A 16,237-nucleotide genomic window follows, 5' to 3' on the forward strand; every position below is an offset into this window, starting at 1 on the left:
CGTTGTCACTTACCGGCTGGCTTCCATCATTGATACCACCAGTTGGGCTGAGTTGCGGGCAGCAATGGCCAGAAACGTGCGCATATCGGCTCGGGCCGAACTGTTGGCTTTGTCGCTGAGGCTGCGGATCACCAGACAGGGAATGCCCTGCTGGTAGCAGATTTGTGCCACAGAGGCGCCTTCCATCTCGGTGGCGTCGGCCTGATGCTCGGCCCGAATCTGGTTTACACGTTGCTCTGAATTAACAAACTCGTCGCCGGTCACAATTCGACCCGACACAGCAATTGGGGCACGCGGCAAACCGGGAATGGCTTCAAGTTTGGTGGCTTTGGCGGTGCGTAGCGCCAGCGACAGAAGCGCCGAGTCGCCGGGGAAATAGCCGGGGTTCAGCTCGCCCGTAATCACATTGCGCGTCTGGTTGGTCGGCTTGCTGTCGAAGGTCATCCAACGGTAGTCGTGGTAACCGGTTTCGCGGCCCACCACCAGATCGCCGGGTTGTAGATCGGGGCTCACCCCGCCGGCAATGCCCGTAAAAATCACCTGCCGGGGCCTGAAATACGCCAGTGTGAAGGCTGTCGCCATAGACGCATTGGTTTTACCAATACCGGTCAGCGCTACCACTACCTGCTGGCTGCCAAGGCGACCCGTTACGAACCGAATGCCGTTCTTCATTACCACCACCGGGTTCTGCAACTGCTTTTCGACCAACTCGACCTCCGGCCCAAACGCACCGAGTAGGGCCGTAATAGGTTCTGGCTGATAAGCCTGGGTATAGCCAACGTGTGTGGCAAAAAATAGGGTGATCGCGAGGAAAAAGCGCATTAGTCTGATGAAATAGAAAGCGTAGAAGTTGACGGAAGCAGTCGTTTGCCGTCGGTTCCGACTCGGTTAGTCAAACAAGAGCCAATCGACGCCGAAGCCGAAGCCGCGTTGCAATTGCAGGTAGCCTGGTGCCACGAAGTAGCCCGGTTGAAATAGCCCCTGATTGACATGGCTGAATTTCAGAAAGAAACGTACCCGGTTTACGCGCATATTGGCGAAGGCGTCGGCCAGTAGTGCGCCTTCAACCAGTTGCCGGTCCTGCAAATAATACTGCTGGGTAACGGGTGAGTAGGCGTCGCCGTAGTACGCTGATTTGTAGTGTAGTTCGAGGCCCGTCTGAATGTGCAGCACCTTGGCATAAATGAAATCATACTGCACCCGACCGTTGGCAAAGAAGGTCGGGACCCGCAATACGTCGTTGCCCGCGTTGAGAGGTGTGTAATACAACTGCGTGCTTGCCCTGAAACGCGCCCGGGTGTAGGTGGCCCCCAGCCCGACCCGAAACATGGTGAAGGCCGTTGCCAGCTGCGCCGGTTGCGCTTGTTGGTTGAAATACACGTAGTTGTTGAGTAGCCAGAAGTCGGCCCCCGGCGAAACAGTCCAGTTTTTATACGGCACATTTAGCAGGCCGTAGGCATGTTGGGTACCCCGAAGGCCAAACTCACGTGTATTATTCCAATCATAATGGTTGCTGGAGAACCGCTGCGAAATCAGGGTGGGTTCGGCCAGCATGGTGGTGAACCCTACGGTAAACAGGCGACTTTCCAGTTGGCCATTGAGCCGGAAAGCACCGGTGCCGACCAGGTATTCGGCCTCAGCCGTGAGGCGCGACAGGCTATCGGGGAAATAATAACCCAGCCAGCCGCCTATGTAGTTTTCGAAACCGGAGGCCGTGTAGCGATTCAGGTTTTGCGGATTGGTGCTGGTGCTGAGTGCCGTGCTGGACGATGCGGCAGACAGGTTGTAGTCGCTTTTCTGACTGAATATCCGCTGGCGGTAGAACAGGCGGTAGTTGTACGCCGATTTCCCCCGATTATAGATGCCCTTCACGCCAAACGTATTATCGATCGAACTCCAGTAAACATCCTGCTGGGTACGTGTCGAATCGTTGATGATCCGTGGATAAAAACTCGAAAACTGCTGATTAGCAGTCAGGGCATCGTCCTTATAGTTGTTTATATTCGTCTGATAGTCAAGCCGGTGAAAGAACTGGATACCATCGACCGGTGCGTATTGGTGATACAGGTGAACGTTGGTGCGGCGCTCCCAGCCCAGGGTGCTCGCCAGCCGGGCTTGTCCCTCATAATCAAAAGCCAGCGTGTCGCCGCTGGCGGTGCGGCTAAACACGTTGCCGCCCTGCTCGGGCAGGCTGTGGTTCATGTGGTTAATATGAGCCAGCAGGGTATACCGGTCGTTTTGGGTGCGGTAGTTGCCATGAACCAGCACACCCCAGTTTTGTGCCAGCAGCCGTTCGGTCTGGGTACGTGCCGCGCTGGTGCCAAACTGCCGCTCGGAGGTAAATCGCTGCACGTTGAACCCTACGTTGAGCCGTGGATTAATATTCTGGTTAAAATCGAAGTTCAGGATGTTCTGATTGCGCGGTCCCAGCACGAGATACATATCCGTAAACGGCGATTTAGTGTCGTAATACCGTACCTGACTTGTCTGAAAGGCGTAGGGCGAAAACACGTAATAGCCCTGCTGTTCGCCTATCTGGGTGGGTGTCTCGTAAAAAACGGGCCGCATTGGGGTGCCCAGATTGCCCAAATCCGTATAGCGGTTATCGTTGCGTTTGGTGAATTCGAACTGATGGGTACCAACCAGCGAGGTGTCGGTCAGGTACAATTTCTTCCGGTTGTTGAATACGTCGCTCTCCAGAAAAAAACGGGCTGTTGTAGGCCCATAGATCACTTTCGTTGAATCATCGATGCCCACGCCTGCGCCCGAACCGCCGGGGCGGCCCGCTCCGTTGGGGCTCGTTGTGCCGGGAAAACTACCGGGAGTGGTAGGGAAGGTACCTGCGCCGCCGGGGAATTGCTGCGCCAGACCCAGGGTGGACACACAAAGAAATGAGGCTAGAAAAAGTAGTGCCGAAAACTGCATACGCAAAAATAAGCCAAAACGGGTGCCGGGCCGCGCCGAGGTTAGTGGTTAACGATTTTTAAGTGCCGGGCCGCGTAGGCAGTCATAGACTAAACGGGCCAGCGTGGCTTCGTCGTCGGGCTCGAACAAACGCATGCCCACCGGCACGTACGCCAGGCGCCGGGTCTGCCGCTCTTCGTCGGTTAATAACGGGTCCAGTTTTACGGCGTCTTTCTGCGTCGTCAGTAGCCAGGTATCGGGTGGGGTCTGGCTGAGCAGGTGTGTCACATCGTCGCGGGTGTAGGCGTGGTGATCGCCAAAGTCGTCATGGTGGGCTAGTCCCCAGGTAGCCGTCACGTACCTGACCAGCGGTTCGGCGTTGGCCAGACCCGACACTAAACGCACGGGGCCTGTAATGGATGTGGCGGGCTGGCCGCTAAAGGGACGGGGCGGGTCGTAGGCCAGTCCGGCAAACAGAACAGGTACGTCGGCTTTGCCAGGTTGAGATTCGGTATACCGGCGGATCTGGTTGGTAATAGCAATCCGCTCGGCCGGTGAGGGCGGCTGCGGGCATTTGGTGACAAGGACGGCGTCGGCGCGGCGGGCACCTTGTCGGCGTTCGCGAAGCCGCCCACCCGGAAACGGATCGTCGGTATAAAAAGGGCGATTGTAATCGGACAGTAGCACATTCAACTGCGGCTGCACAGCCCGGTGTTGGTAGGCATCGTCGAGCACCACCGTACGGATGTCGGGCCGAATCATGGCTAGTTGCTGCAGGGCTTCGGCGCGGCGCTCCCCAACGGTGATACAGACCTGAGGCGCAAAGTTTCGGAATAGCTGCAGGGGTTCGTCGCCAATGGCAGCGGCCGAATCGGCGGGGGTGGCGATACGAAATCCGCGGGTTTTTCGGCCGTAACCCCGGCTGAGGGTGGCAATGCTGCCGGTCAACTGCTGGTCTAATGTAAGCAGGTACCTGAGCAGGTATTCTACCGCCGGTGTTTTACCCGTGCCACCCACGGTGAGGTTACCCACCGAAATGCACCGTTGAGTAGGAATGTGGGTAGCGACAAGCTGATGGTCATATAGCGAATTCCGGATTGATAAGAGACCTCCATACGCTAGAGACAGCGGTTTTAGCAGAAATTTGTAAGTCACATTTCGGGCAACAATTTCGTAACATGTTTTTGCTGGTGGGGTCAAAAGTAGTAGTTTTAACGGTTTGTTTCCCTCCGCCACCGTATCCAATGAGTCTCCGGGTCAGCTACCTGAAATATACGCTTAACTTCACCTTCGAGGCTGGCACCTCGCGGGGGACGCTTACCCAAAAAGACTCCTATTTTCTTCGTTTAGTCGATTCTGACCAACCCGATGTAGTTGGTTACGGTGAATGTGGTCCTCTACGCGGCCTGAGCCTCGACGATATTCCTGATTTTGAAGACCGGCTCTCGGAATACTGCCAGTACTTCAATCACCTTGACCTCCAATTGTTTGACTGGAATGTTACGGTTATACTGAACCAGCTTATCAGTCAGCAGCACCCCAGCATTTTATTCGGTTTGGAAACGGCCATGCACGACTTTTTGTCGGGCGGAAACCGGCTTATTCGTGATACTGAATTTGTGCACGGTCGGCGGGCGATCCCCATCAACGGGCTAGTCTGGATGGGCTCTCACGAAGCCATGCGCGAACAGATCGATCAGAAGATTGCGGCGGGCTATACCACCATCAAGCTCAAAATCGGGGCAATCGACTTCGACAAGGAGTGCGCACTGCTCGACTACATTCGCGGGCAATATAGCCCCGAACAGATCACCCTGCGCGTTGATGCCAACGGTGCGTTCCGGCCCGACGAGGCCTTGGCGAAGCTGGAGCGACTGGCTAAGTACCAGTTGCATTCCATTGAACAGCCCATCGCCGCCGGTCAGCACGAGCTTATGGCCGACCTCTGCCGGCAAACGCCCCTGCCCATCGCCCTCGACGAGGAACTAATCGGCCACATGGAATACGTCGATAAATTTCGGTTGCTCAAGAAGATTCAGCCGCAGTATATCATTCTGAAACCAACCCTGTTGGGTGGCCTGCGTCACTGCGACGAATGGATTGAACTAGCTAACCGGTTGTCTATCGGCTGGTGGATCACGTCGGCGCTGGAATCAAATATCGGGTTGAATGCCATTGCCCAGTACGCATCGCAGTTTAAGAACCTGATTCCCCAGGGGCTTGGTACCGGTCAGTTGTATCATAACAACATCAGCAGCCCGCTACGCATCGACGCGGGTACGTTGCGTTATGACCCGGCTACCCCGTGGCACCTGAATGGCTTGCGCCCGTAGTCCGGTTTACGATAGTCTGAATTTCCTTTTTTTAACACATGCCATCAACTGCTTGTCTCCGCCTTCCTGCCAGTTTGCTGGTGGGTTACCTGCTCTTTATCGGCTCGATACCCGCCTTTGGTCAACTACTTGTCGACAAACAGGCTTACACCCGTCAGGATACCCTGCGCGGCACCATGACCCCCGAACGAAGCTGGTGGGACCTGAACCATTACCACCTACAGGTACGTGTTACGCCCGACGATAGTACGTTTGCTGGCCGCAACACCATCCGCTACCGGGTTCTGAAAGCCGGCCAGGTTATGCAGATCGATCTGCAATCGCCTATGAAGCTGATTCGGGCCGAGCAGGATGGAAAGCCGCTGGCCGTGCGCACCGACGGCAACGCGCATTTTGTTACGCTGACTAAACCACAACGCCCCGGCCGCACTGAAACCATCACGGTGGAGTATGCCGGAAAACCCCGCGTGGCCCGCAATGCCCCCTGGGACGGCGGCGTTTCGTGGGCACGCGACTCTACCAAAAGCTGGTTTATCGCCACCTCCTGCCAGGGGTTGGGTGCCAGCGTATGGTGGCCCTGTAAAGACCACATGGCCGATGAGCCCGACTCGATGCTGATCAGCGTGACCGTGCCTCAGCCCTACATGGACGTGTCGAACGGAACGCTACGGCGGGTGGTCACCAATGCCGATCAGACACGTACTTACGACTGGGCGGTCGAAAATCCGATTAATAACTACGGCGTCAACGTCAACATTGCGAAGTATGTAACCTGGAATGAAACGTATCAGGGTGAGGCCGGGCCACTGGCGTTATCCTACTACGCCCTGCCCCAGAACGAAGCCGCCGCACGCGAACAGTTTCAGCAGGCAAAGTCGATGCTGCGCGTATTCGAAAACTGGTTTGGGCCGTATCCGTTCTATAAAGATGGCTACAAGCTGGTGCAGGTGCCTTACCTGGGTATGGAACACCAGAGTTCGGTTACCTACGGAAACCGCTTCAGAAACGGGTACCTGGGTCGCGATCTGTCCCGGACGGGCTGGGGATTGCGCTGGGATTTTATCATCGTGCACGAATCAGGGCATGAGTGGTTCGCCAATAACATTACCTACAAAGATATCGCCGACATGTGGATTCACGAGAGCTTTACGGCTTACTCGGAGAACCTCTATACCGAAGCGCTGTTTGGTAAAAACGCCGGAGCCCAATACGTGATCGGTACACGCGTAGGCATCCGTAATGACCGGCCGATCATTGGTGATTACAATGTCAACAGCGAAGGGTCGGGCGATATGTATTACAAAGGAGCCAACATGCTGCACATGATTCGGCAATGGGTGGGTAACGACGAGAAGTGGCGGCAGATTCTGCGGGGCCTGAACAAGACCTTCTACCACCAGACCGTGACAACGCAGCAGATTGAGACCTTCCTGACCAAACAAACGGGCCTGCCCCTGAAACCGGTATTCGATCAGTATCTCCGCGACGCACGCGTACCTACGCTGGAGTATAAGCTGACACCCCAGGGTGTAGCCTACCGCTTCACCGACTGCCAGAAAGGCTTCACTATGCCCGTGCAGATTTGTCTGAACGATGCCGGCCCGGTGCGCACCGTAACTCCGTCGACCAACTGGCAGACTCTCCGGCAGGCCAACGTAAAAGACGTCAACATCGACGCCAATTATTACCTGATGACCAAGATGGCGGGCATGTAGGGACCGCCCCCTACACGTCTGCCCAATTGACGCCCTTTCGTAACCAAGCCAGCGTATCGGATTCGGGTGAGGCCGCTTCGGGGTGGTAATCGTAGATCCAGTTGGCCTGCGGGGGCATGCTCATTAGGATCGACTCAGTACGGCCGTTTGTTTCCAGCCCAAATTTGGTACCCCGGTCCCAGGCTAGGTTGAACTCAACGTACCTGCCCCGGCGTAACCCCTGCCAGTGCTGTTCGCGGGGCGAGTAGGGGAGGTTGTGGTTTTGCTGCATGAAATGCGTGTAAATGGGCGCAAACGATTCGCCTACTGCCCGGTGAAAGGCAAACAGATCAGCCTTACTGACCGTGTCGCTTTCCTTCAGATAGTCGAAAAATATACCGCCAACGCCGCGTGTTTCCTGCCGGTGCGGGATGAAGAAATAGTCGTCGGCCCAGGTTTTGAAGCGCGGGTAATAACTCGGGTCGTGCTGGTCACAAACGGTTTTAAGCTGCTGATGGAACCAACGCGCATCGTCGGGCACAACGTAGTGCGGCGTAAGGTCGATACCGCCACCAAACCAGTAAGTGCCGTTGCTCAGCTCAAAGTAGCGCACGTTCATGTGGATGATCGGCACACGCGGATTGCGCGGGTGAATCACGATGGAAACGCCTGTGGCGTAAAAAGTCGGCGGTGGTCCGGCAGCCCGGTCAGTCAGGTTCAACTGCCGGAGGGTCGCTTCCGACGCCTCACCTTCAACGGCCGAAAAGCCAACACCTCCCTTCTCAATGATTGTCCCGTCGGCCAGCACGCGCGACCGGCCGCCTCCACCACCGGGGCGCTGCCAATGGTCCTCGCGAAACGTACCTGACCCATCGGCCTGCTCGAGCGCGGTGCAGATTTGCTCTTGAAGACCTTGCAGGTACGTGGTAATCTGGTGTCTGTCGGGTGGTTGTTGCATACGGGAAAAATACCTGTTGCAGCAGCTTTGTCTGGTCCTGAACGGCCAATTGACTGGTTGTGCTGTGCCTGTGAAAAGAGGGGCAAAGATACTTCATTCTGGCTGATGAACCCATTCAGGCTGTGCAGTGACACGCAGTTCTTTAACGTGTTTTTAATAACATTTGCGACTATCTGCCGCGCTTTTTAGTTGATTCTGTCGATGGCGCAATGAGCCTGAATTAACCGGTTCTGGCGTGCTGATAGGTGACTCAATGGCTGTGAATTCCTGTATGCAAACTATATTAATTGTTGAAGATGATCGCCGTATTGCCCAGAATATTAGCCGAAGTCTCCGCGACGAAGGCTACCTCACCGAGGTAGCCTATGAGGGGTATGCTGGTCGGCAACTGGCACTCGACAAGCCGATTGATCTATTAATTCTGGATATCAACCTGCCGGGGCTTAACGGGTTCGAAGTGTGCCGGGGTGTGCGGAGTAAAAAACCAGACCTCCCGATCATCATGCTCACGGCGTTGGGCGAAATTGAAGATAAAGTAGAGGGGCTGGAACTGGGAGCTGACGATTATCTGGTGAAGCCGTTCGACCTGCGCGAGCTAAGTGCCCGCATTGCGGCCCAACTGCGGCGTTCATCGAGGCAACGTCCGTCGCCACAGGAGGAAATCCTGCAATTAGCTGACCTGGTGGTGAATATGTCGACTAAACTTGTTCGTCGGGGCGACGTACCCATCGAGCTGACCGCGCGTGAGTTTACCCTGCTGGCTTATCTGTTGCAGAATCAGGGGCGAGTCGTATCCAGGGCCGACCTGACCGAACACGTCTGGGGCCTGCACATCGACTCGGGGACAAATGTGGTGGAGGTGTACATCAATTATCTACGCCGCAAAATCGACCGTGATTTTGTGCCCAAGCTTATTCACACCCGCTCCGGGTTTGGTTACGTGCTTAAAAACGAGTAATCCATGACCATTCGTGACCGGATTGCGCTTCAGTTTTCGCTCATTGTAGCCTGTATTCTGCTCGTCTTTTCGCTGAATACGTACGTCCGCTCTGAGCAGTACCGCCAGCGGGAATTCTACAATCGCCTTGAACAGCGGGCACGTACTACTGTCCGGTTCCTGACGGAGGTAAAAGAGCTGGACCAAAACCTGCTGCGCGTCATTGACCGCAACACGCTCATTACCCTGTATGAGCAGAAGGTACTGGTGTTCGACGCCCGCAACCGGTTACTCTATGCCAGCATTGACGATGACTCGCTGGCGGTACCTGCGTGGTTGCTCACCGACATTCGGCGCAAAGGGATTGTAAAACTAAAACTGGCTGATCAACAGGTGTTTGGCTTGTATGCACCCGAAGGAAAGCAGGCACTCACTGTAGTGGCTTCGGCGCGAGACCGGTCTGGCGAGGCTGACATGCTCGACCTGCGCCGCACTCTGAGCTGGAGCTTACTGATTGGCATTGGCCTCACTGTCGGGCTGGGTATTTTATTTGCCGGACAGTCACTCCGACCTATCAGCCGTATCAATCAGGAGGTGAGTAGTATCAACGCGGGCAACCTACAGAAACGGCTCGACGAAGGAAATCGGCAGGATGAAGTGGCTCAACTGGCCATCAATTTCAACCGGGTACTGGGGCGGCTTCAACAGGCATTCGAGCAGCAGCGCACATTTATTTCGCACGCTTCACACGAACTGCGATCGCCCCTGACCGCCCTCAAATCAGAATTACAGCTTGGCTTGCGCCATGAATTGTCGGTGCCGCAGTACCGGGCTATCCTGGGTCAGCTTACCGCAGATACAGACCGGATCGTTAACCTGACCAACAGCCTGTTGTTATTGGCTCGCGCGCTCGATGCCCCCCTTCAATTACTGCGTGAACCCGTCCTGATCGACGATGTGGTGTTTTCTGCGCTTGACGAACTGTGTAGCGCCCACCCGCACTACCGGGTCGATGTGAATCTTATGAATTTGTCGCAGGCTGATGACTACCCACAGGTACTTGGTGATGAAGCGTTGCTACGGCGAATGGTGCTTAACCTGCTTGACAATGCCTGCAAGTACAGCGAAAACCACCGGGCTGAGGTTCAGATTGATACCGACTCGCTTAACTGCCGGATCAGGGTAGCTGATGAGGGAATCGGAATTTCACCCGATCAGCTAATCCATATCTTCGATCCTTTCTACCGGGCCGACAATGCGCGTTCACACGATGGCTTCGGACTTGGGTTGTCCATCTGCCGCCGCATTGCCGAACTGCATCAGGGACGTATTGACGTGGTGAGTGAGCCAGGGAGAGGCAGCACATTCACTATCAGCTTACCACATTCACGCCGAGGCAGGTTCTAATTTATTTATAATTAGCTTGCAATCTATTTCTAATTGCCTTGTAAGCCTGTCCTAATAGCCCTGTTCTACCTTTGCGCGTACACAAATACGAACGTAAAATGGAAAACTCAACAGGCTTTTATTCAACTGATTCAGTCGTTAATACAGTTACAGAATTGGTAAACGGAGCTGACCTTTGGGATTGGATCTCGATCGCGGCTGGCGTTGGTCTGTTTCTAGCCGGGAGCGCCTTTTGGCAGGCGACCCGGCGGCTACGAATCGAGAATGATTACTTCACAACTCCGGGCAAGGCAACGCATCACCAGAACCCTTACACCCTGCTGCCAACGTACCTGACCATATTGGTGTTCCTGGCCGGTCTGACAGCGTTCATTGCCCAGTCGCCGGTATCGGAATTTATCTTCTGGATCAGCTATGCCGCCGTAGGTCTTGGTCAGCTAACCGGACTTGGCCAGCGGATGGGTGTTCAACTAGTGAAACTAGTCGACGCCGTTTTCAGAACCGGCTATCAGACTGCTCACTCGTAGCCAACTTACTATTTGCTGACCGGCCGGCTATTGCTATCCGCTGGATGCTACGCAGGCACAGCCCCGCAGCGAGCGACCAATCCGGCAACGGCAAGAGACAGCTTGCTTTCAACGACTGGCTAACCTGCACATCGCGCCGGTCCGACATACACGCCCGGGCTTTGGACGGCCAGCTTTCAACCAACTCACGGTATGCTACTTGATAAACCAATCCCCTTTATTTTCTTTTTTCGAAAAATTCGTCGCGAAGCGCTGTTCGTTTTTCTCTTTGCCTGCATGGTGGTGGTGACGAAGCACTTTTTGGGGTTACGGTTTCTGACCATACCTATTGCTGTGCCAACCCTAATTGGTACCTGCATTTCGCTGTTGCTCGCTTTTCGAACCAATCAGGCCTATGAACGATGGTGGGAAGCCCGCATTGCCTGGGGATCGATCGTAAACGATAGCCGGTCGTTTATTCGTCAGTTGATGCTGTTCATACCAAACGGTCCTGATCGGGATGCCATCATCGAATCCTTCGTACGGCGTCAATGTGCCTGGTGCTACGTGTTGGGCGACTCGTTGCGGGGCGTAGACATGAGTCAACATCTGCGGGAGTTTTTGCCGGCTGCCAACGCCCGTTACATCATGACGTTTGATAACAAGCCCAACGCGCTTTTGCTGGAGCACGGCATGGCCATTCGCCAGTTGTATGATACAGACCAACTGACAGATTACCAGATGGTGAGCCTGAGTGAGCTGCTAACTAAACTCACCGACTCGATGGGTCGTTGCGAGCGGATCAAGAACACGGTTTTCCCGCGAACATACACCTTTAACCTACAGGTGTTTATCTATTTGTTTGCCGCTATTCTGCCTTTTTGTTTTGAAGCCGATCTCGATGTACTGGACGTGTTGCTGGTGACACTCATCGCCTCGGCATTCATCCTGATTGATAAGAGTGCGACACAGTTGCAGGATCCATTCGAGAACAAACCGACGGATACGCCCATGACCACCATTGCCCGCACGATCGAGATCAATCTGAAAACGATGGCCAACGTGGGGGCAGTGCCGCAGAAGATGGAAGCTGAGGCCTATTATGCCTTATGATCACGTACCTGACTGCGCTCACCGGGCCGCCTATTTCCCTGATGGGTGGTATTACGTGCCCGCGTCGATGCCCGGATCACTAACTCGCCGTCCAGATTAATCTGAGTTAGGCGGTTATTTTTCTGAATTGTTTCGAGTAGCAGGTGGGTCGCCAATTGACCCATTTCGACCAGGGGCTGCCTAATACACGTAATGGGCGTATAGAACAGATCGTATGCTTCTGCTTCGTCGAAGCTTAAAACGGCTACCTCCTCGGGCACGTTGACTGATAAGGCGTTTAACTGCTTCAGGCCATGCAGCGCCAGTATATTCGACGCAAACAGAATGGCATCTACCGCCCGCGGACCTTTTACTAACTCACGAACCGCTTTTGCCATGTCGGTTCTGAAGGTGGCTTGGTCTAATTCTTTCAACCAGGATTTAACAAAAGGTAGGTTGTTAGCCTTCAGGGCCGATTTGTAGCCGCGTTTCCGCTCGTTGAGGTGAAACAGGTTGGTATCGAAGCTCACCATGCCAATTCGCTGGTAGCCCGAGTCGATCAAGTGCTGTACGCCCGAATAAATCGACGTGTAATTGTTCAGGGCTACGTAGCTCGTCGTTAAATCGGGGAAATAACGGTCAATCAACACAAACGGAATGCGTTGCTGGAGCGCCACCAACTGCGCTTCTGACCCTTCGGGCGCGGCAATGATCAACCCGTCGACCTGCCGGTTCAGCAACGTATCAATGACTTTTTGAAGCCGTTGCGGGTTTTCGTCCGAGCTACCAAACAAGACTGTGTACTTGTGTTTGTCGGCTTCATCTTCAACAATACGCGCTAGCGACGCTGAGAACGGGTTGGCCATGTCGGCCACTATTAATCCGATAGTAAACGACTTGTTGGTTTTTAGACTTTTAGCCAGCTGGTTAGGCTGATAGTTCAATCGTTTTGCAGCCTCCCGAATCTTTTCGGCCACCTCCTTACCAATCCGATTCTCCTTTTGATTATTCAGCACATAGGAAACAAGGGCAATAGATACCCCCACATCCTGCGCGATGTCTTTCATCGACGTCTTCCTGATCATAGCTGGAAAGCGAAAAAATCCTATAATATAGTTAATCGTTTAAACTATCTGATCGTTCGTATATGCCATATTTTATATCGAAAGTCTTTATTAAATCATAAAATAGTTAATTTAATTGTATTATTCTGATGTATGTAGATTGTGATAAGAAGAATAATGACCGTTAAGACCAATATGAGTTTAAACGATTAAACCAATTTTGACGGTCGCCCGTTTTTTAACTGAGGTCTGAGTCAAAAACAGAAACCTACACAATACGGCTCGAAATCAACTTGATTGTCAGGCCATTAAAAAGAATGAATATGGAATTTACACATAAGTATACGGGCCGGGCTGACGGAAACAGCCTTCGCTCGACCATCAAACGCTATTTTCAACAATTCGTTAACCAAAACGCGGCGGGCTTCGAGGCTTATAGCCGCACGGGGGCTCCATTCGGTGGCAACGCACTCATTGCGGCCCAGCCAAGCAACGGCTCACAACCGAGTATATCGCCTCAGGATGAGTTGATGGTGATTCAGCAACAGCTGTATGCACTGACAAATCAAGTGGTACAACTGACTGAAAAGATCGATCAAGCCCAGGCAACGCTGGCTCATCAGCCAGCCAAGCCACATCGTGAGCCAACGCCAGCCCGGCAAATCGGCATTTACCGATTCTGGGCTCTACAGAAACAACAGGCAACGGCGTAACGGTAACTCAGGTACGTCGATCTCAAAAACAACAAGCACTATGAAACGCTACTCATTAATTTACCTGCTTAAAGACCAGTACCAGCACGTCGGCTTTGTTACGCACGATGAAGCTAAAGTGGTTATGGAGCAACTCGTAACAAACTCCAAGCGAAAGCCCGTTGGTATCTATGATGCCAAAACGGAACTGTTTGAGTGGGCTCCTGCCTACCAGCCATACTACAACCAGGCCAGTACGGAAGAACAGGCACAAGGCGGCAATGATATTATTTCTATTGCCCAGGCTCTGCGCCGACGCGACGCAAGCTGGCACCCCGCCGATGGATTTCGCCGCCCCAGTTTTTTTGCATAATCAATCAGCCAACCTTGGGAAATTGTCGGGAGGCAGTCGCGATCAGGCGGCCTGCTTTTCGACGATTTCCTTCATTTGGCGAATCTCGTCCGCGTAAATCGTCTTCGTACACATACCAAAATACAGCGTGTTTTCAAGGACATGCTGGCCTTTCCACACCAGCTTCACTTTGCCAGCATCGATCTCGTCGCGACACAAAAAATCCGGAACGATAGCGAATCCCTCTCCGCCGCTCAGACAGCGCACGATAGAGCAGATGGTAGGGACAATGCAGTTGGGTCTAAACTCGGGATGCCGGCCAAAATTAAGGTGCCAGAATTTTTTAAGGGTGTCCATATCTTCTGCTGTGTTGTACCAAACCTGCTCTTTCAACCAGGTTTTGGCAGCCTTGAACTGATTTGCAAGAAGGAACGTCTGCAATGGCCCACTAGCTGACTTTGCGCCACTAACCAGCACAATACGCTCGTTGGAAAAAGGGGTGTAACGCAGGTCTGGCTGGTTTCCCTTTTTTGAGGTGATGATCAGGTCCATAACACCTTTATCCAGATCCTGCTGCATGGCGCGATACTCACCAAATTTGATGATCAGATTAAAGGACAGCGTAGCGATGTAGGATTTAATTTTAAACTGGAATGTTGAGACTCTCTACCTGGCGCATCTGCAAAAAGTACCATAGGCAAGCCAGTCGGGGCTGCGTTGGGCTAACGCTTGGGGATGAGCTGTTTGCTTTGCTCACGAATAGGTTGTTACTTAAACCTATAAACCCAATTTCTATGACTATCAGCATCGCAAAAAATGCCCTGTTTACCCTACTCGCCGTTGTACTAACCACCTTTAGCGCCCTGGCGCAGGGCGACAAAGCCAGTCGGCCAAGTCCGCCATCAACCGCATCGGGTACTGTTGGCGGCGCAGCAATCACCATTACCTATGGCAGCCCTGCGGTGAAAGGGCGCCAGATTTGGGGTGGCCTGGTTCCCTACGACAAAGCGTGGCGGGCCGGTGCCAATGAAGCCACCACTTTCGAGACTGACAAAGCCATTAAGGTGGCTGGTAAAGAACTGCCCGCTGGCAAATACAGCCTGTTTGCCGTTCCGGGCGAGAAAGAATGGCAGTTTATTTTCAACTCGCAAACCGGCCAGTGGGGTATTAAGCGGGGAGGTGACTCAAACCGTGACCCGGCAAATGACGTGTTGACCGTGAGCGCCAAGCCAGAAAAATCGTCGATGAATGAGCGTCTTGTCTACGAAGTAACCAAGAAGGGATTTGCGCTTAAATGGGAGAATTTAGAAGTGCCAGTGGCTATCAAATAATTGAGAAGTAGTGCAGTAAGGCCTGTGTCTGACGTTCGGATGCAGGCCTTATTGCGTTGGTGCATATGCCTAAGAGCAACTGGCTTCTGACGCTTCACTGCATGGTTGAGCCATACGCTGTTTCAGTCACCGCTCTAAACTGCCAGATTAAACTGCGCATCGCTTAGGTGCTGATGATGAGCGGCAGTAACTAAACTATGAACTGTTCCCTCAAGTGCGACTGACTAACGGTATCGTTGCTGTGCGAGTTGAACTGACTATTAGGGATGTGTCACTCTAATTTACATTAACTATATCTTTTCTATAATACTAATAGGATTTAACTTGCCTCTCTCAACCAACCAGTAAGGAACATGACAATTGCATCGACATTTGATCAGGCTATTCGCGCTAATTTCCAGGGGGCTCGTTTACTTGCTATAGACGATAATCCCGATCATGGTACAATTATAAAGCGTGTGATGAAGCAGTGCCTGGCTGAGGTCGAATCTACGGTTGTTACCAATGAGCAGCAGGCTCTAACGTACCTAAACGACTGCCAGTTTGAAGAATGGAACTGGCCCAAGCTCATTATTCTTGATCTTTATCTGCCTGATCGGCAAAACGGCTGGCAATTGCTCGAAAAAATAAAATCGTTGCCGAACGGGATGAGCAAGATCCCGGTCATTTTGCTGAGTCATTCCAGCGATCGGGCCGATATTACCGAAGCCTACCAGCGTGGCTGTTCGTCTTACCTTACCAAACCCTGCCGGGTCGAACAATGGATCGAGTACTTTCAAATGGTACGTACCTATTGGTGGGAAACGGTTACGCTACCGAAGCCAACGATTTCCCTGTTCTAACGTACCTGCTGGTCGTTGGCTTTCTTGTCAAACAAACAACACTTGTTCTCGCTTCGATCACAGCAAGAGCAAGTGATATGGTGAATTGGCTGTATCGTGTTTCATACGAAGGTTTTATTGCTCAG

Annotated in this window: 16 protein-coding genes; 10 read left to right on the top strand and 6 right to left on the bottom strand. The window is 53.2% G+C overall.

Features of this window, described 5'->3' with window-relative positions:
• Positions 1 to 9 precede the first annotated feature (9 nt).
• The 3 genes from F7231_RS03225 to lpxK form a co-directional block, all read right to left on the bottom strand.
• Positions 10 to 822 (bottom strand): 5'-methylthioadenosine/adenosylhomocysteine nucleosidase, encoded by an 813-nt coding sequence (locus F7231_RS03225; RefSeq protein ID WP_166690869.1) that lies wholly within the window; start codon positions 820 to 822, stop codon positions 10 to 12.
• Positions 823 to 888: 66 nt separating this feature from the next.
• Positions 889 to 2,883 carry a putative porin gene (locus F7231_RS03230; protein WP_229364979.1) on the bottom strand — a complete coding sequence of 665 codons (1,995 nt, stop codon included), beginning with the start codon at positions 2,881 to 2,883 and terminating at the stop codon, positions 889 to 891.
• A gap of 90 nt (positions 2,884 to 2,973) precedes the next feature.
• Positions 2,974 to 4,059 (bottom strand): tetraacyldisaccharide 4'-kinase, encoded by a 1,086-nt coding sequence (lpxK, locus tag F7231_RS03235; protein WP_310589275.1) that lies wholly within the window; start codon positions 4,057 to 4,059, stop codon positions 2,974 to 2,976.
• A gap of 89 nt (positions 4,060 to 4,148) precedes the next feature.
• Here lpxK and menC point away from each other — a divergent pair, with 89 nt between their 5' ends.
• Together menC and F7231_RS03245 are read left to right on the top strand one after the other, a co-directional pair.
• Positions 4,149 to 5,237: an o-succinylbenzoate synthase gene (gene menC / locus F7231_RS03240; RefSeq protein WP_085414716.1), complete on the top strand. Its 1,089-nt coding sequence runs from the start codon at positions 4,149 to 4,151 to the stop codon at positions 5,235 to 5,237.
• A 38-nt stretch (positions 5,238 to 5,275) separates the two neighbouring features.
• Positions 5,276 to 6,952: a M1 family metallopeptidase gene (locus F7231_RS03245; protein ID WP_085414715.1), complete on the top strand. Its 1,677-nt coding sequence runs from the start codon at positions 5,276 to 5,278 to the stop codon at positions 6,950 to 6,952.
• A 10-nt stretch (positions 6,953 to 6,962) separates the two neighbouring features.
• Here F7231_RS03245 and hemF read toward each other — a convergent pair whose 3' ends face one another.
• Entirely contained in the window at positions 6,963 to 7,889 is a 927-nt protein-coding gene (gene hemF, locus F7231_RS03250) for an oxygen-dependent coproporphyrinogen oxidase (protein WP_166690870.1), read from the bottom strand.
• 271 nt (positions 7,890 to 8,160) lie between these two features.
• On the opposite strand from hemF, the gene F7231_RS03255 reads away from it, so the two are divergent.
• The 4 genes from F7231_RS03255 to F7231_RS03270 all read left to right on the top strand — a co-directional run bounded on the left by F7231_RS03255 (position 8,161) and on the right by F7231_RS03270 (position 11,852).
• Positions 8,161 to 8,847, top strand: coding sequence for a response regulator transcription factor (locus F7231_RS03255; protein WP_166690871.1), 687 nt, complete (start codon positions 8,161 to 8,163; stop codon positions 8,845 to 8,847).
• 3 nt (positions 8,848 to 8,850) lie between these two features.
• Positions 8,851 to 10,233, top strand: coding sequence for a sensor histidine kinase (locus F7231_RS03260; protein WP_166690872.1), 1,383 nt, complete (start codon positions 8,851 to 8,853; stop codon positions 10,231 to 10,233).
• Between the two features lie 98 nt (positions 10,234 to 10,331).
• Positions 10,332 to 10,760, top strand: a complete 429-nt coding sequence (locus F7231_RS03265) for a hypothetical protein (RefSeq protein ID WP_166690873.1) — start codon at positions 10,332 to 10,334, stop codon at positions 10,758 to 10,760.
• 192 nt (positions 10,761 to 10,952) lie between these two features.
• Positions 10,953 to 11,852, top strand: coding sequence for a bestrophin family protein (locus tag F7231_RS03270; RefSeq protein WP_085414711.1), 900 nt, complete (start codon positions 10,953 to 10,955; stop codon positions 11,850 to 11,852).
• On the opposite strand, the gene F7231_RS03275 is transcribed toward F7231_RS03270, so the two are convergent.
• Positions 11,840 to 12,916 (bottom strand): LacI family DNA-binding transcriptional regulator, encoded by a 1,077-nt coding sequence (locus F7231_RS03275; RefSeq protein ID WP_166690874.1) that lies wholly within the window; start codon positions 12,914 to 12,916, stop codon positions 11,840 to 11,842. The genes F7231_RS03270 and F7231_RS03275 overlap by 13 nt on opposite strands.
• A gap of 302 nt (positions 12,917 to 13,218) precedes the next feature.
• Between F7231_RS03275 and F7231_RS03280 the strand changes: the two genes are divergently transcribed.
• Both F7231_RS03280 and F7231_RS03285 read left to right on the top strand, forming a co-directional pair.
• Positions 13,219 to 13,608 carry a hypothetical protein gene (locus F7231_RS03280; RefSeq protein ID WP_166690875.1) on the top strand — a complete coding sequence of 130 codons (390 nt, stop codon included), beginning with the start codon at positions 13,219 to 13,221 and terminating at the stop codon, positions 13,606 to 13,608.
• Positions 13,609 to 13,648: 40 nt separating this feature from the next.
• Positions 13,649 to 13,960 carry a hypothetical protein gene (locus tag F7231_RS03285; RefSeq protein ID WP_085414708.1) on the top strand — a complete coding sequence of 104 codons (312 nt, stop codon included), beginning with the start codon at positions 13,649 to 13,651 and terminating at the stop codon, positions 13,958 to 13,960.
• A 42-nt stretch (positions 13,961 to 14,002) separates the two neighbouring features.
• Here the strand turns inward: F7231_RS03285 and F7231_RS03290 are convergent, their stop codons facing one another.
• Positions 14,003 to 14,581 (bottom strand): LysR substrate-binding domain-containing protein, encoded by a 579-nt coding sequence (locus F7231_RS03290; protein ID WP_310589280.1) that lies wholly within the window; start codon positions 14,579 to 14,581, stop codon positions 14,003 to 14,005.
• Positions 14,582 to 14,733: 152 nt separating this feature from the next.
• On the opposite strand from F7231_RS03290, the gene F7231_RS03295 reads away from it, so the two are divergent.
• Together F7231_RS03295 and F7231_RS03300 are read left to right on the top strand one after the other, a co-directional pair.
• Positions 14,734 to 15,270, top strand: a complete 537-nt coding sequence (locus F7231_RS03295; RefSeq protein ID WP_166690877.1) for a DUF2911 domain-containing protein — start codon at positions 14,734 to 14,736, stop codon at positions 15,268 to 15,270.
• Positions 15,271 to 15,623: 353 nt separating this feature from the next.
• Positions 15,624 to 16,112, top strand: coding sequence for a response regulator (locus F7231_RS03300; RefSeq protein WP_085414705.1), 489 nt, complete (start codon positions 15,624 to 15,626; stop codon positions 16,110 to 16,112).
• The last annotated feature ends 125 nt before the right edge of the window (positions 16,113 to 16,237 follow it).

It is taken from the genome of Fibrivirga algicola (genome assembly GCF_011742925.1).
Lineage (GTDB): Bacteria > Bacteroidota > Bacteroidia > Cytophagales > Spirosomataceae > Fibrella > Fibrella algicola.